This is a genomic window from Streptoalloteichus hindustanus, from assembly GCF_900129375.1.
In the GTDB taxonomy this organism is placed as follows: Bacteria; Actinomycetota; Actinomycetes; order Mycobacteriales; family Pseudonocardiaceae; genus Streptoalloteichus; species Streptoalloteichus hindustanus.
Window position 1 is genome coordinate 754767 of record NZ_FQVN01000001.1, and the last position, 17327, is coordinate 772093.

At 73.4% G+C, this 17327-nt stretch carries 19 protein-coding genes; 11 read left to right on the top strand and 8 right to left on the bottom strand.

Annotated features, from left to right (window positions below; translation table 11 throughout):
* Positions 1 to 32: 32 nt before the first annotated feature.
* From BUE43_RS03575 to BUE43_RS03600, 6 genes are all read left to right on the top strand, one after another.
* Complete coding sequence (locus BUE43_RS03575; protein ID WP_073479827.1) at positions 33 to 986, top strand: DUF5926 family protein; 954 nt, start codon at positions 33 to 35, stop codon at positions 984 to 986.
* The gene (locus tag BUE43_RS03580; protein WP_073479828.1) at positions 986 to 1339 is read left to right on the top strand and encodes a DUF952 domain-containing protein; all 354 of its coding nucleotides are present in this window, start codon (positions 986 to 988) and stop codon (positions 1337 to 1339) included. Before BUE43_RS03575 ends, BUE43_RS03580 begins: the two co-directional genes overlap by 1 nt.
* Before the next feature lie 157 nt (positions 1340 to 1496).
* Positions 1497 to 1988, top strand: a complete 492-nt coding sequence (locus BUE43_RS03585; protein ID WP_073479829.1) for a SigE family RNA polymerase sigma factor — start codon at positions 1497 to 1499, stop codon at positions 1986 to 1988.
* Positions 1985 to 2530, top strand: coding sequence for a hypothetical protein (locus BUE43_RS03590; protein ID WP_073479830.1), 546 nt, complete (start codon positions 1985 to 1987; stop codon positions 2528 to 2530). The genes BUE43_RS03585 and BUE43_RS03590 overlap by 4 nt, the downstream gene beginning before the upstream one ends.
* A 158-nt stretch (positions 2531 to 2688) precedes the next feature.
* Positions 2689 to 3114, top strand: coding sequence for a hypothetical protein (locus BUE43_RS03595; protein WP_073479831.1), 426 nt, complete (start codon positions 2689 to 2691; stop codon positions 3112 to 3114).
* Positions 3115 to 3258: 144 nt separating this feature from the next.
* The gene (locus tag BUE43_RS03600) at positions 3259 to 3750 is read left to right on the top strand and encodes a SigE family RNA polymerase sigma factor (RefSeq protein WP_083959266.1); all 492 of its coding nucleotides are present in this window, start codon (positions 3259 to 3261) and stop codon (positions 3748 to 3750) included.
* Between the two features lie 112 nt (positions 3751 to 3862).
* On the opposite strand, the gene BUE43_RS33245 is transcribed toward BUE43_RS03600, so the two are convergent.
* On the bottom strand, positions 3863 to 4138 hold the full coding sequence (locus BUE43_RS33245) for a hypothetical protein (RefSeq protein ID WP_073479833.1): 276 nt from the start codon (positions 4136 to 4138) through the stop codon (positions 3863 to 3865).
* Between the two features lie 106 nt (positions 4139 to 4244).
* Here BUE43_RS33245 and BUE43_RS03610 point away from each other — a divergent pair, with 106 nt between their 5' ends.
* Positions 4245 to 4607, top strand: a complete 363-nt coding sequence (locus BUE43_RS03610) for a hypothetical protein (RefSeq protein WP_073479834.1) — start codon at positions 4245 to 4247, stop codon at positions 4605 to 4607.
* 75 nt (positions 4608 to 4682) lie between these two features.
* Here BUE43_RS03610 and BUE43_RS03615 read toward each other — a convergent pair whose 3' ends face one another.
* Entirely contained in the window at positions 4683 to 5240 is a 558-nt protein-coding gene (locus BUE43_RS03615) for a ferritin (RefSeq protein ID WP_073479835.1), read from the bottom strand.
* A gap of 122 nt (positions 5241 to 5362) precedes the next feature.
* Between BUE43_RS03615 and BUE43_RS03620 the strand changes: the two genes are divergently transcribed.
* A complete protein-coding gene (locus tag BUE43_RS03620; RefSeq protein ID WP_073480249.1) occupies positions 5363 to 6127 on the top strand; it encodes a putative hydro-lyase in 765 nt (254 codons plus the stop codon).
* A gap of 70 nt (positions 6128 to 6197) precedes the next feature.
* On the opposite strand, the gene BUE43_RS03625 is transcribed toward BUE43_RS03620, so the two are convergent.
* From BUE43_RS03625 to BUE43_RS03635, 3 genes are all read right to left on the bottom strand, one after another.
* Positions 6198 to 6449: a DUF6457 domain-containing protein gene (locus BUE43_RS03625; RefSeq protein WP_073479836.1), complete on the bottom strand. Its 252-nt coding sequence runs from the start codon at positions 6447 to 6449 to the stop codon at positions 6198 to 6200.
* Between the two features lie 90 nt (positions 6450 to 6539).
* On the bottom strand, positions 6540 to 7979 hold the full coding sequence (locus BUE43_RS03630; protein ID WP_073479837.1) for an alpha/beta fold hydrolase: 1440 nt from the start codon (positions 7977 to 7979) through the stop codon (positions 6540 to 6542).
* A gap of 261 nt (positions 7980 to 8240) precedes the next feature.
* A complete protein-coding gene (locus BUE43_RS03635) occupies positions 8241 to 9581 on the bottom strand; it encodes an alpha/beta hydrolase (protein ID WP_073479838.1) in 1341 nt (446 codons plus the stop codon).
* Positions 9582 to 9889: 308 nt separating this feature from the next.
* Here BUE43_RS03635 and BUE43_RS03645 point away from each other — a divergent pair, with 308 nt between their 5' ends.
* On the top strand, positions 9890 to 11344 hold the full coding sequence (locus BUE43_RS03645; protein ID WP_073479840.1) for a hypothetical protein: 1455 nt from the start codon (positions 9890 to 9892) through the stop codon (positions 11342 to 11344).
* A gap of 63 nt (positions 11345 to 11407) precedes the next feature.
* On the opposite strand, the gene BUE43_RS03650 is transcribed toward BUE43_RS03645, so the two are convergent.
* Complete coding sequence (locus BUE43_RS03650; RefSeq protein WP_073479841.1) at positions 11408 to 12655, bottom strand: arginine deiminase; 1248 nt, start codon at positions 12653 to 12655, stop codon at positions 11408 to 11410.
* Between the two features lie 381 nt (positions 12656 to 13036).
* On the opposite strand from BUE43_RS03650, the gene BUE43_RS03655 reads away from it, so the two are divergent.
* Positions 13037 to 13957, top strand: coding sequence for an SDR family NAD(P)-dependent oxidoreductase (locus BUE43_RS03655; protein ID WP_073479842.1), 921 nt, complete (start codon positions 13037 to 13039; stop codon positions 13955 to 13957).
* 124 nt (positions 13958 to 14081) lie between these two features.
* Here BUE43_RS03655 and BUE43_RS03660 read toward each other — a convergent pair whose 3' ends face one another.
* On the bottom strand, positions 14082 to 14849 hold the full coding sequence (locus tag BUE43_RS03660; RefSeq protein ID WP_073479843.1) for a CPBP family intramembrane glutamic endopeptidase: 768 nt from the start codon (positions 14847 to 14849) through the stop codon (positions 14082 to 14084).
* Positions 14850 to 15191: 342 nt separating this feature from the next.
* Positions 15192 to 16007 (bottom strand): DUF2470 domain-containing protein, encoded by an 816-nt coding sequence (locus BUE43_RS03665; protein WP_073480250.1) that lies wholly within the window; start codon positions 16005 to 16007, stop codon positions 15192 to 15194.
* A gap of 195 nt (positions 16008 to 16202) precedes the next feature.
* Here BUE43_RS03665 and BUE43_RS03670 point away from each other — a divergent pair, with 195 nt between their 5' ends.
* A complete protein-coding gene (locus tag BUE43_RS03670; RefSeq protein WP_073479844.1) occupies positions 16203 to 17249 on the top strand; it encodes a hypothetical protein in 1047 nt (348 codons plus the stop codon).
* The last annotated feature ends 78 nt before the right edge of the window (positions 17250 to 17327 follow it).

Here is a 17327-nt window from a genome sequence, read left to right on the forward strand (position 1 = left end):
GGTCGACCAGCCGAGGTGCGAGGAGGACGGCGGTGGCCAAGCGGACGGCGGTCAGGCGGGCGGCCAGGACCAGCGACGGGATCAACCCGCGCCAACCCTGCCCCTGCGGCTCCGGCAGGCGGTACAAGGCCTGCCACGGCGCGCCGGGCGGCGCGGTCGACGCCATGGTGAACCGCCCCTTCGAGGGGCTGGCCGCCGAGACCGAGCTGATCGCGCTGCGCGAGTTCGTCCCGTCCGCCACCACGCCGCTGCCGCTGGCCGAGCCCGGCGAGCGGGAGATCACCCTGGCCACCGTGCTGCCGATGGCCGCCGCCGGCCTGGTGCGCGCGGACGGCACCGCCCTCGTCGGCCTGCAGGTGCAGACCCGCTCCGGCGACGTCAGCAGGGACGTCGCGCGGGCCGTCCGCTGGGCGATGACCGCCGAGCCCGGCGAGGCGCTGCCGGTGGTCGGCCCGGCCGGACCGGACGACCAGGTGCGGCTGCAGGACCTGCTGGACCCCGCCGCCGGCCTGGACGTGACCCTGCACGAGGACTTCTCGTGGTGGCTGCCCGCCGACGTGACCCCCACCGGTGAGGTGGCGGCGTCGCTGGAGCGCGCCAACGCGGCGATCATGCCGACGGCGCGCGTCGACGCCGAGGGCGTGACCGCCGCCTACTGGGTGGACGCGGGGGACAAGGCGCACCTCCGGTGGGTCCGCCCGGAGCCGGAGGAGCGGCTGCTGGCCGCGCTGGCCCGACTGTCCGTGCGGGGCGAGCTGGGGCTGGGCGAGAACACCCGGTACGCGGGCTCGTTCCGGGCGCACGGTCTGCTGGTGCCGGTGTGGGACCTGGACCGCGAGCAGCACCCGAGGGAGTGGTCGGAGCCGGCGACGGCCCTGGGACGGCGGCTGGCCGACGTGCTGGCCTCGGTCGACGAGGAGCCCCTCGACGAGGCCGAGCGGCGGGCCAGGGACGGCCTGCGGGGCCGGCAGATCACGCTGCGCTGATGATCCTGCACATCTGCGCCCGCGCCGAGTGGGACTCCGCGCGGGCAGTGGGCGAGCACGTCCCCGCCGGGTTCGCTGTTGACGGCTTCGTGCACTGCTCGGACCCCGGCACGGTCCACCTCCCGGCGAACGCGCTGTTCCGCGGCCGGGACGACCTCGTGCTCCTGGAGATCGACCCGGCCGGGCTCGGCGTCGAACTGCGGTGGGAGCCGGGCGACCCCGGGAACCCGGCCGGACCGTGGTTCCCGCACGTCTACGGCCCGATCCCGACCGCGGCTGTCGTGGCCGTGCACGACTTCCCACCATCGCCGGACGGGACGTTCCGGCTTCCCGACGCGCTCGCCCGCCGATAGCGCGGCCGCCGCCTCCTGCCGCCCCCTCCGAGGAGAGACGCCGGTCACGTCGCCGGAAGTCCCGGCAACCCGGCACGCCGCCCGCGCGTGGCCGAAGTGGTGACACCACGGGAACGGCCGGGCACGGCGGACGCGCCGCCGGTCGGGGAGGGGGACGGTGGGGGACGACTTCGGTGAGTTCGTGCGCGCCGCCATGCCCAGCCTGCTCCGCTACGGCCACGCGCTCACCGGCAATCCGCACGATGGCGCCGACCTCGTGCAGGGCGCGCTGGAGCGCGTCGGGCGGCGCTGGCGGTCCGTGGTGCGCATCGAGGACCCGGTGGCGTACGTGCGGCGCGCGATGGTCAACGCGCACATCAGCCGGTGGCGCCGCCGACGGCGGGAGAGCCTGGTCGCCGAGCCGCCGGAGATCCCGGTCGACCCCGCCCCGAGCCGGCTGGAGAACGAGCCGCTGTGGCGCGCGCTGCGCGCGTTGCCGCCCCGGCAGCGCGCGGTGGTGGTCCTGCGCTACTACGACGGGCTGACCGAGGAGGAGATCGCCACCACGTTGGGGGTCAGCCGGGGCACGGTGAAGAGCCAGACCAGCAAGGCGATGGCCACGCTGCGGCTGCGGCTGGAGCGGACGATGGCGGAGGGGGGTGTGCGATGAGCGCGGACCTCGACGACGAGTTGCGCCGACTGTTCACCCAGGACGCGCGGCTGGACGTGAGCGCGCGCGCGGACGCGGACGAGGTCGTGCTGGCAGGGGTCCGGCGGGGGCGTCGGGTCCGCGCCGCGCTGGCCATGGCCGGGGGCGCGGCGGCGGTGGTCGGCGTGATCCTGGTGGGCGCGTTGCTGGCCGGCTTCGGCCGCGGCGAGGAACTCCCGCCGGCCGAGTCGCCGTCGGTGCCGACCGGAACCAGCACGCCGTCCAGCGGGACGAGCACCCCGTTGACCGAGGACACCCCGCAGACCAGTTCGCACGCGACTTCGGCACCGGGCGCGCCGCCGCTCTCGCGCACCCCGGGCCAGCCCGATCCCTCGGCGAGAAGGGTCACTCCCCCCTCCGCGCCCACCCTGACGACGTCGATAGGCAGCCCGCCCTCCGGAACGCGCACGGAGTCCGGCGCCTCCCGGCCCACCGACCCGCAACGCTCCACTCCCAGTGCTTTGTCCTCGCCACAACGGACGGTGACCAGCAACAGCGCGTGAAAAGCGCCGCCATCGTTGCCCGACCCCCGGGTCGGGTTGTTCCGCGCGCCTTTTCCCGTTCTGAAGCCGCAAAAACTCGAGGCAACCGCCGATGGTGGTGAAGGCGTTTCCGGGGTGAACGCGACCGACACCGGTCGCGGGAGACGAGAGGTAGGGAAATGCTGCGCAACAAGAAGGTTCTCGGCGCGGCCGCCGCGGTGCTGGGCGGTTTCGCCCTGGCCTCGACGGCCTACGCCGCCAGCTCGGACAGTCCCGCCGTGCAGCCCGTGTCGTCCACCAGCACCTCGGTCTCGGCGCCGCTGACGCACTCCACGCCCGCTGAGCCCACTGTGACCTCGGTGCCCCGAACTGACGAACCTTCGCTGCCCGCCTCACCGCGCCCCACCTCGCCGGGCGAGCCGAGCATGCCCGTCTCGACCTCCGTGACGACCTCGCCGGGAGCGCCGAGCACGCACTACCCGCGCCCGACCTCGGTGACCTCCTCGCCGGCTGGTTCGGCCTCGGTGACGACCTCGCCGGGCAGCCCGTCCTCCTACCCCTACCCGACCACCGGCGGCCCGTCGACCTGGGCCACCACGCGCTGAGACCAGCGCGCGAACACCGGTACCGACCGGATTCCGGCGGGGCCGCCCAGCAGGGGGCGGCCCCGCCGTTTCCGTAACTGACTGGTCACGCTCGTCAACCGGATCCCGTCCTCGCGCGTGCTGAGCACGTCAAGGGGGTGGGTTGTGGATGAAGACTTCGCGGCCTTCGCGGAGGCCGCGTTACCAGGACTGCTGCGGTACGGGTACGCCCTCGCCGGTAACCCGCACGACGCGGCGGACCTGGTGCAGACGGCGTTGGAGCGCGTGGGCTCCCGCTGGAGCCGGGTCGTCGCCCGGAGCGGTGACCCGCACGCGTACGTGCGGCGGACGATGGCCAACCTCCACGTGAGCTTCTGGCGTCGCCGCAGGCGGGAGAACGTCGTCGCCGTCGTGCCGGACGAGGCGGTCGCGGGGGAATTCGACCGCGTCGAACACGAGCCGTTGTGGCGGGCATTGGCGGGGTTGCCGGCCAAACAACGGGCGGTGCTCGTTCTCCGGTACTACGAGGACCTTTCGGAGGCCGAGATCGCCGACGTGCTGGGCGTGAGCCGCGGCACGGTGAAAAGCCACGCCAGCCGGGCGATGAGCACCTTGCGTGCCCATCTGGACTCGCTGGCGGGAAAGGGCGCCCAGTGAGTCTCGACGATGAGCTGAAGCGGTTGTTCCGGGACGAGCGGTTGGTACTGACCGTGAGGGGGAAAGCGGTGGAGAACATCGTGTCCGGCGCGCGGCGGGTGCGCCGTCGTCGTCAGGTGACGGGGGTGGTGGCCGGGGCGGCCGCCCTGGTGGCGGTGGTGGTGGTCGGCACGGCGGTGGCGAGTCCGTCCGGGGGGACCTCGTTGCCGCCGGCGGGGACCGACTCGTCGTCCGTGTCGCCGACGCCGCAGAGCTCGACGGTCACGTCGAGCCTGTCGGTCACGTCGAGCCCGCCGGGCGCCTCGAGCGCGCAAGGCACGACGAGCGCGGTGGGCCCGTCGGCCTCGACGCAGACCCAGGGCGTCGGGGCCGGGACGACGAACGGCACGTCGGGCGCGAATCCCCCGACGAGCCGGTCCGCGGCGGGGGCCCAGCGCCCGGCCGGGTCCGGAAAGGTGTTGGGGCCGCACGGCTACGGTGCGGTTCGTCTGGGCATGTCCAAGGACGAGGCGCTGCGCAACGGGGTGGTCCGTCAGGACGGCGGCCTGGGGGAGACGGAGTACTGCGGGTACGACTACGCGTTGCGGAACGAGCCGGCTGCCCACGTCAACATCTCGACCAGGCTGGGTGTCGCGGTGATCTTCGCGGCGCCCACGTTCCGGTCGCCCGAGGGCATCGGGATCGGATCGAGCCTCGCCGAGGTGCGGTCGGCCTACCCCGGCCTCCAGCAGAGCCCGAACATCTTCCACACCCCGGTTCCGGGCAACGCCAACGCGTCCTACCACTTCCTGCTCGACCAAGACAGGCGGGTCAGGCAGTTCTCCCTGGCGATTCGGGGCCAGGACTGCGTCAACTGATCGGGAGACGGGCGGTGGGCCGCTCCGGGAACGGGAGCGGCCCACCGGGTCCGGTCGAGCGAGGGGGCGGTCGGGTCAGCCGACGGCGCCGCCGGCCACGCGCGGGGCGGTCGGGTCAGCGCCCTCGTCGCCCACCGACTCGCGGGCGAGGAAGTCCTCGATGTGGAACAGGTTGTCCCCGGCCCGCTCCACCACGTGCAGCAGGGTGGACATCTGGGAGACCTCCTCCACCTGCTCCTTGAGGAACCACTGGATGAACTGCTCGCCGAGGTAGTCGCCCTCGTCCCTGGCGGCCCTGGCCAGCGCGGTGATGTCCGCGGTGACCTCGCGCTCCTGCTGCAGGGCCAGCGCCACCGGCTCGCGGACGCTCCGGAAGTCGTTGCGCACGTCGTCCACCCCGGGGATGGCCACGTCCAGGTCGTTGTCGAGGAGGTACTGCACGATCATCATCGCGTGGTCGCGCTCCTCCAGGGCCTGCCGGTAGAAGTGCGCCGCGAGCCGGGGCAGGTCCTGCGCGTCGAACCACACGGCGATCGCCACGTACTGCTGGGACGCGGTGAACTCGTTGCGGACCTGGGCGCGCAGCAGGTCGTGGAACTTGCTCTCGGGGTCCTTCTTGCCGATCAGGGCCATGCCGTGGACGCTACCTGCGGTACCCCGGTAAGGATCGCCTTCGAAGTGAGCAGGTTCACCTGTTCGACGTAAGGGGAGGGACCCGCGTGGCGGATGACAACGTGCCGGCGGACGTGTCCGTTCTGACTCCCGCCCAGGCGCGCGCTCTGTTCCGGCGGGGCGTGCGGACGCCCACGGCGGGCTGGTGCGCGGGCTGGACCCAGGCGAACCTGGTCGCGGTACCCCACGACCTGGCCTATGACCTGCTGTTGTTCGCGCAGCGCAACCCCCAGGCGTGCCCGGTGCTCGACGTCGCCGACCCGGGCGAGGTCGGCACGCCGCTGTTCGACGGCGACCTGCGCACCGACCTGCCCGCCTACCGGGTCTACCGGGACGGCGAGCTGGTCGAGGAGGTCGCGGACGCACGGTCCGTGTGGCGCTCCGACCTCGTCACCTTCCTGTTGGGGTGCTCGTTCACCTTCGAGGACGCGCTGCTCGCGGCCGGTGTTCCGGTGCGCCACGTGGAGCTGGGCCGCAACGTGCCGATGTACCGGACCTCGCTCGCCTGCCGCCCCGCCGGCGCGCTGCACGGGCCGCTGGTGGTGTCCATGCGCCCGGTTCCGGCTTCCCTCGTGCCGACGGCGGTACGCGTGACCTCGCGGTACCCGGCGGTGCACGGCGCGCCCGTCCACGTGGGCGACCCGGCGGCGATCGGCATCCGCGACCTGGACGCCCCGGACTACGGGGACGCGGTGCCGGTGGAGCGGGGCGAGGTCCCGGTGTTCTGGGCCTGCGGCGTCACACCCCAGGCGGCCGTGCGGGCCTCTCGCCCGCCGTTCGCCATCGGGCACGCTCCCGGCCACATGGCCATCACCGACGCCCGCGACTCGACCTATCTCGTGCCCTGAGCGTTCGCCGGTCGCCGACTCGGGTGGGTCCGACCACGCACAGGTCCGACCCACCCGTGCCCCGATCGTCTCAGCGCGGCTCCGGCGGCCAGGACTCGGCGAGCGCGGTGACCCGGCGGCACAGCTCGTGGACGTCCCCGCCCCCGGCCCTCCCGGCGGCGTAGCCGATGAGGAAGGTGGTCAGCGGCGCGGCGGGGCGGTCCACCGAGTGCGCCGCGACCCGGGCGACGTCGAGCAACGCCCGGATGTCCACGTCCACGTCGGGGCCCAGCTCGGCACCCAGTTCGGCGCGGAGGGCCTCGATCCAGTCGTCGAGCACCATCCACCCATCATCGCCGCGCCGGCGTCGCGGCGCAGCCGGCCTCCGGCCTCCGGTTTCTGGTTTCTGGTTTCCGACTCACGGTTCCCGGGTTCAGACGGCCGTCGGATCGACCAGGTACCGGATGGCGGCCCGCATCGCCCGCTGCGCCTCGGGGTCGGTGTTGGTCCACGCGGAGTGGCCGAACCCGTCCCAGCGCCACAGCCGGCTGTTCGGGAGCCGCCGGTGCACGTTCTCCGCCCACTGGAGCGGTGTGGAGACGTCGTGCGCGCCGGCCAGGATCACGGTGCGGGGGAAGGTGGCCGGCACCTGCCAGCCGTGTGGTCGCCACCGGCTCGGCACCGGCCAGCCCACGCAGCCCGAGACGACGTCCCAGAACTCCGACGCGCCCCGCAGCGTCGGGCCGAGCCGGCGCACCCGGTCCACCTCCGCCGGGAACGAGGTCACGGAGTTCGGCGGGACCGGGACGTCCTGGCAGATGATGGCCCGGTAGGCGGCGTACCAGGCGCCGGTGGTGAACGTGCTGCCGCGCACCAGCTCGGTGGCGTCGTCCGCGTCCGCCGCCTGCTGGATTCCCCTCGCCAACTGGGACATCGTCGAGGGGGCGGCCAGCAGCCCGCTGATCGCGGTGGCGATCTCCTCGGCGGTCGCGGTGCGCCCGTCCGCCGGAACGGGGGCGCGGTCGGCCCGCTCCAACACGGTCCTGACCAGGGCGCGGGGGTCGCGTCCGCGGACGGCACAGCTCTCCGTCCGCTCGCACCACGCCACGAACTGGTCGAAACCGTCCTCGTTGGCGGCGGCCCCGGCTTCGGCCATGCGTTGCCAGGTCAACGAGCGGTCCACGGCCCCGTCGAGGACCAGCGCCCGGACGCGGTGCGGGAACAGCTCGGCGTAGCTCTGCGCCACCATCGAGCCGTACGAGATGCCGAGGAACGAGATCCGGTCCTCGCCGAGCCGGGCCCGCACCAGGTCCATGTCCCTGGCGACGCTCGCGGTGTCCAGGTGGGACGCCAGTGGGCCGGTGCCCCGCAGGCAGGAGGCGCCGAACCGGGCGTTGGCGGCGGCGAGGCGCGCCGCGTCGGGGACGGTGGTCGGGAAGCGCGTCTGGGACGGGTCGTGTGCGGAGTTCTCGCACTTCAGGAACTGGCTCGCGCCGACGCCCCTCGGGTCCATCCCGATGATGTCGAAGCGTTCCCGGAGCTCGGCGGGGAAGTACGCGGCGGCGACCGAGGGGTAGGCGAGCATGCTGGCCGCGGCCCCGCCCGGCCCGCCCGGGTTGAAGAACAACGTCCCGATCCGGCGGTCAGGTTTCGTGGCGGGAAGCCTCGCGACCATCAGGGACACGGTGGCGGAGCCACGCGGCGCGGACCAGTCGACGGGCGCGGCGACGCGGGCACAACGCAGCGGGTTGTCCTCAGCGGTGTTCGCGCACCGTTCCCAGCGCAGCGGCTCCCCGGCCGGGCCTTCGGCGTTCGCCTGCGCGACAGCGGGAGTCACGAGCACGGCCGACGCGGTCAGCGTGAGCGCGGCCACGGTGGTGCTTCTCCAGCGTGTCAACGACTTTCTCGGCTTTGTCCGGCCAGGTCGGCGGTTTTCCACGAATGACACGGGGCGCAGTCTGCTTCTCGTGATCGTCCGCTGGGATCGGACGACAGGGCGAGATCACCGGGCACCGTGTCATACCTGGGACCTACGCCTCGGGGAGCACGTGCCTGGTCAGACAGGCTGTGCGCACTGCTGTCTTGTCGGCCTTGCAGGGCAAGGAAAACAGGTTCTTCGCCGGGGCATAGCGGGTCAACGAGTCGAACTGGACACAGTGGACACCGGGGTGGCCGGGTCGACGAGGTACCGGGCCGCCGCCTGCTTGGCCTGCGGGCTGTGGCCGCCGAGCCAGGCGGTGTGCCCGTCGCCGTCCCAGCGCAGGAGAACGCTGTTCGGGATCTGGCGGTGGACGTTCTCGGCCCACGGACGCGGGGTGGAGACGTCGTGCGATCCGGAGAGCAGCAACGCGCGCGGGAAGTCCGACGGGACGCGCCAGCCGTGGGGCCGCCACGACGTCGGGATCGGCCAGCCCGCGCAACCGCTGAGGATGTCCCAGCCGTCGGAGGCGCCGCGCAGTGTCGGGCTCAACTTCCTCGACAGCCGTGTCGCCTCCACCAGCTCGTCCGCCCGCTGGGGAGGTGTGACGCCCTGGCAGGCGATCGCCCGGTAGACCGCGCGTCCCGGGAGGTCGTTGTAGGGGGAGAAGGGGAGCAGCGTCGTCGCGTCACCCCGATCGACGATCGCGCGCAATCCCTTCGCGGCGAAGGAGAAAAAGCCGGGGCTGCTGATCGCCGCGTTCAGCGCCGTCGCGAGGAGCTCCGCGTTGAGGGTGCGGTCTCCCGCCGGCAGAGGGCTCACGTCGGCCCTGGCCAGCGCTCGGCTGATCGCACCGCGGACGTCCTGCCCGTGCAACGCGCAGGTGGGAGTCGCGGCACACCACGCAACGAACCGGCTGACGCCGTCCTCCACCGCGCTGGCGTTGACCTCGATGGCCTGCCGCCACGGCTGCGCCCGGTCGACGACCCCGTCGAGCGCCAACGCGCGCAGCCGGTGGGGGAACAGCTCGGCGTAGCTCTGGGCGACCATCGTGCCGTAGGAGACGCCCAGGAAGCTGATCCGTTCCTCGCCCAGCCGGCTCCGCACGTGGTCGAGGTCGCGGGCGACGCTCTCGGTGCCCACGTGGCGGATCAGCGCGCCGGCTTTGTCCAAACAGGACAGAGCGAACCGCGCGTTGGCGACCACGAGCTGGCCGGCCTGCCGCGCGGTCGTGGGAAAGCGCGTCGCCGCGGGGTCGTCGGGCGGTTGGGCGCAGGAGATGGGCTGACTTCCGCCGACCCCGCGGGGGTCGACCCCCACAATGTCGAAGCGCTCCCGCAGATCCGTCGGGAAGTAGTCGGCGAAGACCGCCGGGTCGGTCAGCAGCGACGCGGCGGAGGCGCCCGGGCCGCCCGGGTTGAACAGCAGCACGCCGACCCGAGCCTCGGGGCGGGAAGCGGTGACCTTCGCGACCCGGAGGTCGACGCGGGCCGGACTGTCCTTTGTGGACCAGTCGACCGGAACGCCGATCCTCGTGCACCGGACCGGATGCGTCACGGGCGCGTCAGCGCAGCGTTCCCACGAGAGGCCGCTGGTCGGTTCCTCGGCCGCAGCGGGTGGAAGCGATGTCAGGGAGGTCGACATTGCCAGCAGCAGCACCGCGGTGGCAGGTCTCCAGCGGGACATCGCGTTCCTCCTGTCGCGCGGGAACGCGAGCAGTCTCCCGGGGCGCGCGGGAGCGAAGTGCCCAACTGGCAGGGATCTTTCGACCGCGCTGACCGACCAGATCCGGCGGTCGCATTGCTTCGGCGCGTCGGAGCTCGCCATGCTCCCTGCCGTGTGACCTGTGACACAAGGAGGCGGGCATGCAGAACCTCTACGCCACACGGCTGATCGCGCGGGAACCGGGCCGGGACGCGTTCCGCGTCATGTCCGACGTCGTGCGGGCCTGGGGCTGTCGACCGGAGCTCCCCCCGGACTCCCTCGCCGGGGAGCTCGTGGTCGGCGACCGCCGCGTCGGCTGGACCACCCGGAGCCTGGTCGACGGTTCCGCGGACCTGTTCGAACTGGAGCTGCGCCGTCCCTCCGACACCCAGAACGTGGTGTGGGAGAGCCGGATCAGCGTGACCCGGACGGCCGACGCGACCCAGGCGTTCGTCGCGTTGTCCCGGGTGTCCGAGGACAACCGCCTGGGACCCGCCCCGATCGGCGACTTCCAGCCGCCCCGGGTCGTCCGCGAGCTGCTCGACGCGGTGCCGTGCGCCGCCCGCCGCGGGATGCCGCTGTCGTCCACGCCCCGGACCGCGTTCGCCGCCGACGTCGACGACCTGGTCGCCGACCTCACCGACCACCGTCGTGGGCTGCCGCTGATCGTGGTGGCCGGCCAGGAGCGGTTGGCCGCCCGGATCGCGCGGACCAACAGCGGCCTCGCGCACGTGGTGCTGCTGGCGGGGCGCCCGGTGTTGGACGGGCTGACCGCCCGCTGCCCGGACGCCCGGCTGCCGTGGGAGGGGGTCCGCCTGTTCTGGCCCGGTTTCGGCGACCGCGCGGACGTGCTGCACCACCCCTGGTGGACCTCGTCGGCGGCCACCGGGAGCCAGGACCGGTTCGTCAGCCACCTGTTCGCCAAGCTCGCGCGGCTGTCGGTGCTGGCCGAGCCGAGGGACGAGGTGCGAGACGAGATCCTGGGGTCGTTACGCCGGGCCAGACTGGTGGCCCTGGAGAGCGACAGCGAGTACGCCCTGGAGCTGTTGCGCGAGAACGAGGCGCTGGAGAGCCAGGTCGAACGGCTCCGCGCCGAGGTGCACTGGTACCACGCGGAGTTCCGGCGGTTCGGCCGCGACCACGGGGCGCTCGGCCCGGACGACGCCGTCGAGCGCACGCCCCTGGACGAGCGGGACTTCGGCGCGCTGTGGGACCAGCTCACCCAGCAGTCGGACGGCGCGGTCGTGTTCACCGAGAACGCCCGCCGGTCGTGGGCGAAGTCCGAGTACGCCGAGCCGACGAGGATGCGCCAGGCCCTGCGCGACCTGGCGATGGCCGCCGGTGAGTGGCGCGACCTGCGCGGCCGGATCGGGATGGGCCTGGAGCGGTGGCTGGCCGAGCGGTTCGGCCTCAACTATGCGCCCACCGACGGCGAGCTGTGCGTGCGGCGGCTCGACAAGTTCGAGTACGACGGGGTGCGCCGCAGCCGGGAGCGCCACATCAAGCTCGGCGACAACACGTCATGGGAGTACGTGGGTCGCGTCTACTTCGACATCGACGTCGACGAGTTGCGGTGGGTCGTCGACCATGTGGGCCTGAAGCTGTACCGCAGGTGAGACGCCACCGTTCGGCTCGTCCGGAGTGGGGGCGGCGGACGAGCCGAACGGCCGCGGAGGGGGTCAGGCGAGCGGCGCGCGCTCGATCGGGCAGGACATGCACCGCGGGCCGCCCCGTCCGGAACCCAGCTCCGAGCCGGAGATGCGCAGCACCTCCACGCCCGCGTCCTCCAGGCGTGCGTTGGTCTCCACGTTCCGCTCGTAGGCCAGGACCACGCCGGGCGCGATCGCCAGCGTGTTGTTGCCGTCGTCCCACTGCTCGCGTTCGGCGGTCACCGGGTCGAGGCCGGTGTCGATCACGCGCAGCCGCTCGATGCCCATCGCCTCGGCGGCGGCCTCCAGGAACGGGACCGGCCCGTCCACCAGGACGCCGCCGTCGCCGTCCGGGAGGATCGGGTACGCGGACAGCTCGCCCCGCATGGCCGGGTACATGACGAGCGCGTCGCGGTCGACCATGGTGCACACGGTGTCCAGGTGCATCGTGGCGCGCTCCTGCGCGATGGGCACCGCGAGCACCGTGTGCGCCAGCCCGTCGGTGAACGCGGAGCGGGCGAAGGACTCCGCGCCGGCGGGCGTGGTCCGCTCGCCGACGCCGATGGCCAGCACGCCCGGCGCGAGCAGCAGCACGTCGCCGCCCTCCACCGGGGCCGAGTGCGCGCCGTAGGCGCGGTCGGTGCGGGCGAACCGCGGGTGGTAGGCGTAGATGAGGTCGGTCAGCGAGGTCTCGCGGCGCCGCGCCGGCATCGACAGCGAGGCCACCGCGACCCGGTCGCCCACCCACAGCGACGAGTCGCGGGTGAACAGCAGGTTGGGCAGCGGGTCGATGGCGAAGTCGTGCGGGTGGTGCATCCGCCGCACCAGCGAGGCGCCCTCGGCGGCCGGCAGCTCCTCGAACGTCATGCCGGCGGTCAGCACGTGGGCGAGCGCGGCGGCGTCCAGGCCGGTGAGGTGCGAGCGCAGCGTGTCCGCGAGGTCGAGGCCGAGCCGGCGCTCGTCGACCGCCGACCACACGCCGGCCGCGCGGGCCCTGCGGTCGGCCAACGCCTCGGCCAGCAGGTCGGCCAGCAGCAGCACCTCGACGCCCCGCGACCGGAGCGTGCCCGCGAAGGCGTCGTGCTCCTCCTGGGCCCGGTCCACCCAGGGAATCCCGTCGAAGAGGAGCTGGTCGTTGTTGCGCGGCGTGAGTCGCTTCAACTCCGCGCCGGGGCGGTGCAGCAGCACGGTGCGCAGCGGGCCGACCTCGCTGTCGACCCGGGGCGTGCCAGCGGGTTGGGCGGAGCGGGTCGCCGGTGCGGCCTGTCGGGCGGTCACGCCAGCGAGCGTAACCCGCTGGTGAGGAAAATCCGCAGTGAGCGAGGTCAAATTCGGCGGTGTTCGCAGCGAAGCGCCGCGACGAGCGATGAATCATGAACCGAATCCGGGCTCTGGGGCACGTTTTCTTGCGTCTGGTTGATCCAGCTCGACGACCAGGCGCCGCGCCGACCTTGGAGCGCGCTTCGTCCATGGAAGCCCTTCCCGGGCGGGCGCGCACGCGTTGACACCGGAACGGATTCCCCGCCAGCGGCGCGGATCAGCGGCAGAGCGACCCTCCGCCGTGGGGCGCTCGGCGGCGCGCGCGTCCGGTTTCGGCCGCCTGACCGGGGAATGTCCGCTTGCCGGAGGTGTCTTCCCCACGTCGATAGGGTGCGACGCATGGGCATCCTCGACGGCAGGGTCGTGATCGTCACCGGTGCCGGGCGCGGCATCGGGCGGGGCGAGGCGGTGGAGTGCGCGCGGCAGGGCGCGGCGGTCGTGCTCGCGGAGTTCGACGCCGAGGCCGGCCGGCAGGTCCACGAGGAGATCACCTCCCGGGGTGGCCAGGCGACGCTGGTGACCGGGGACGTCTCGGACACCGCCGTGGCCAACCGGTTGGTGCGCACCGCCGTGGAGGGCTTCGGACAGCTCGACGCGTTGGTGAACAACGCGGGCATCCTGCGGGACCGCACGCTCGTCAAGATGTCCGACGAGGAGTGGGACGACGTCGTCCGCGTGCACCTGCGCGGCCACTTCGCCCCGACCAGGGCCGCCTGCCGGTACTGGCGGGAGAGCGAGCGCCCCGGCCGGATCGTGCACACCAGCTCGACCTCGGGGATCCTCGGCAACTTCGGCCAGGCCAACTACGGCGCGGCCAAGGCCGGGATCGCCGCGCTGTCCACGATCGTGGCGATGGAGATGGCCCGGTACGGCGTCACCAGCAACGCGATCGCGCCGTCCGCCATCACCCGGATGACCGAGGAGCTGCTGCCGGAGGACGTGCGGACGCGCCGCGCGGAGGCCGCCGAGCGCGGCGAGTTCGACTTCTTCGCGCCGGACAACATCGCCCCGCTCGTCGCGTTCCTGTGCTCGGACGCCGCCGGGCACATCAGCGGCAAGGTCTTCGGGGTGCAGGGCGACAGCGTCGAGATCTACCAGCCGTTCACCTCGGCCGCCGAGATCACCGCCGGCGGGCGCCGCTGGGACCCGTCGGAGCTGGCCGGGCGGATCGACGAGCTGTTCACCGCCTCCGGCATCCAGGCGGGGCCGGAGAACATGATGGCGCGCATGCGGTACGGCATCCTCGCGCACCCCTCCTGAGCCCGCCCGGCCGAGCGTTGTCGACTTGGCGTCCTGTCGCCAGGGCGTCAAGCCGTCAAGGCGGCAGGTCGTCAGGTCGACTTCTCGACGCCGCCGTTGGCGCCGTCGGCGCTGAAGGATCCCGCTAGGGGATCCAGGAGACTGTGCCACGCAGCGCGGCGTACCCGACGAACGCGACCACGTCGATCACGGTGTGGCCGATGACCAGCGCCCACAGCCGGTTGGTGCGCTGCCACACCCGGCCGTACACCAGCCCCATGATGACGTTCCCGACGAACCCGCCGAAGCCCTGGTAGAGGTGGTAGGACCCGCGCAGCAGCGCCGAGGCCAGCAGCGACTTGTTCTCCGACCAGCCGAGGCGACGCAGCCGCGTGACCAGGAACCCGACCACCAGCACCTCCTCGGCCCACGCGTTCGCGAGAGCGGAGAGGGTGAGCACCACCGGGCGCCACCACGTCGAGTCCAAAGTGGACGGCATGACGGTGAGGTTGAGACCGAGCGCCCTGGTGCCGAGGTAGAACGCCAGGCCGGGCAGCCCGATCAGCGCGGCCAGGCCGACGCCGGTCAGCGCGTCGCGGCCGGGGCGCGTGCGGTCCAGGCCGACCTGCCGCAGCGCGACACCGGCCCGCCACAACAAGTACGCGCCCAGCCCGCCCCACACGGCGAGCTGGAGCACGCTCGTGAGCTGGTAGGCGAGGTCGAGCAGGGTCAGCGCGGCGCGCGGCGCGTTGATGGCCACCGACTGCTGGTTCAGCGGTTCGGGGCGCAGCAGCGAGTCGAGCAGCGACAGCAGGCTGCGGAGGCCGGACAGGCCCAGCGTCGCGCCGAACACCAACGCGAGCTCGATCCGGATCGCCCGGCGTTCGGTCGGCGTCACCTGCTCGGACAACACTTCCGCACTGTAGGTGAAACCCGGCCGGGATGGCCCGGACGGGGGACGTTCCGCGCTTCCCGAAACGCCGGCCGGCACCCGGGGCTCCGCTGGCCGACGCTCCGGTGCGGGGACGGTTCGGGTGGCTTGTACAGGAAGGGAAAGCGGGGCGCGGGCTGGAGTCATGCGCGATCGTGGCTGTTCTTCACCTGTGCGGGACGGCAGTTGTCCACAGGTTCCGGGTTGTCCACATCCTGATCTTGTGCGGTCGCTCGCGGGGTGGGGTGGCGGATAGGCTGGTGCAGGGCTCGCCCCCCAGGGTGGGTGGGGGCTGTTCCCGGGAGCGGGGAGAGGGCGCCGCGGTCAGGGCCGGTGGTTGGCGGCCAGGAACGGGCAGCCGACCAGGCGGCGCAGCTCGGCCGCCAGCTCCTGCCGGTTTTCCACCGGCCGGGAGAACGCCAGCCGGACGTCGTGGTCGCCGTTGTCCGCCTCCACCCGCAGGCGCAGCCCGTAGCGGTCCAACCCGAGCGGGCGCACGTGCCCGCCCCGCAGGGCCGGCGGCAGGTGCCGCGCCAACATCCCGACGACGTCCCGGTGCGACAGCTCCAGGTGGCGCAGCCAGCCGTCCTCGTGCCGGCAGAACGGGTCCGGCTCGGCCGCCGCGAACTCCGCCACGTCCAGCGACTCGGTGCCCTCCGCGTCCGCCAGCACCAGCGAGACCGGCGACAGCCGGAGCAGGCTCGCGCCGTGCCCCACGTCGAGCAGGCGCGGGTCGGGCCGGCGCTCCGCCACCGCGACCGCCTCGGCGCGCTGCCGCTCCCCGTCCATGGTCCGCAGCCAGCCGGTGATCCACAGCAGGCCGCGGACGGACTCCCGCAGCCGCACCGGCGCCGGGTCGGCCAGCTCCAGCATCGCCGCCAGCTCGCTCCGCGGCGCGAGGCAGGTGGTGGCCACCAGGGGGTGCTCGTCGGGCAGCAACACGACCGCGCTGCCGTCCGGGTGGACGTGGTGGAACAGCGGCAGCACCCGCGCGCCCTGCTCCGCGGCGGGCAGCAGCGCCGCCCGGCCGCCCCGCTCGGCCACCGAGCGGGCGCGTTCGGCCGCGGTCGGCACGGCGGGGCGGGGGTGCGGCGTGGCCGTCCCCGGCTGTTCCGGGACGGACGGCTCGCTGCTGCTCATCGACACCGGGCTCACCTCCACGACTTAGGTGAGCCTAACTTGGTGCAGGGCGATCGCGAAAGGGCGCGCCGAGCGGTGATCTACTCTCGGGTCCTTCCCCCCTGTTCAGGCAGGTCGTGCCCGGAGGTGGCCGTGCGGCCAGTTCACCCGTCCGTCCCAGTCGACCTTCCGCCCCGTCCGCCGGACCAACCGGCGATGGCGTGGGGGCACACCTCGTTGGTGTTCCAGCACGCCACCCGCACGGTCCGCCTCTACCTGGGTGGCGCCAGCGCCCTGTTCGTCCTGGTGCTCGTCCTGCTCTTCTGGCTTCCGAGCCCTGTTCTCCTCGCCCTGGCCGCGGTGCCGGTCCTGCTCGGCGCGACCGTCTGGTTCCGCGTGGGCCACTGGCTGCCCAGGGCGAGGCGGCTCCTGGCGGAGCGGCCATGGCGGTCGGCGCCGGCCAGGGTCCTCCGTCCGGAGCGGACTCTGTTCTCGGGTGGGTACGACATCGTCCTGGCGGACGGAACGGCGCTGAGGATCGGGCAGGAGTACGCGGGGATCGTCCAGACCATCGTCCACGGCGGTCGCGTGTGGTTGGTCGGGCCGGACGACGACGGCGCGGCGGTGGTGTCCGTCGACGGGGTTCAGGCCGGTTTCCCCGCACACGTCGTGCCGGCCAGGGCGGGCGCGCCGGAGGAGGCGCTCGCCTCGGGGGACAGCGGTACCGCGGCGGACGATCCGGTGGCGGCGGACTGTGCGAGGCGCATGCGCTCGCGACTCCTGGCGGGCATCAGGCCGCCCGTGGCGCTGTTCTGCCTCGGACTCGGTTTCCTCGCCTGGGTGGTCGCGCGCTTCGGCGGCGTGGGGAACGCGTTCGGGGCCTACGGCGCCCTGGTGGTTCTCGCCGGTGGCGGGTGGGCCGGCGCCCTCCTGGCGCGGGCCCGCCACCACCTCGGACTGGCCCGGCTGCTGACGCTCGGCCCGTGGCGGCCGGTGACGGCGCGGCTGACCGAGGAGTGGCGCCCGGGGTGGCAACTCCTCGCCGACGTGCGCGCGGAGGTGACGGAGGTGACGGAGCCCGGTGGCGGCCGTGCGACGACGGTCCTCCTGCCCCGCGCGCACCACGACCTCGTCGGGGCCGTCCAGCACACCGGCCAGCTCTGGGTCGCCGGAGACCTCGCGCCCGGGGCGACCCGGGCCGTCGGACTGCCCGGCTGCCCGGTCCTGGGAGTTCTCCGCGTCGAGGGGCGCGTCGAGGGGTGATGGCCCCGGCGTGGCCGGGGAGATGTCGAAGAAGGGCCGGACGGGGTGCTCTGTCGGAGCCACCCCGTCCGGCCCGGT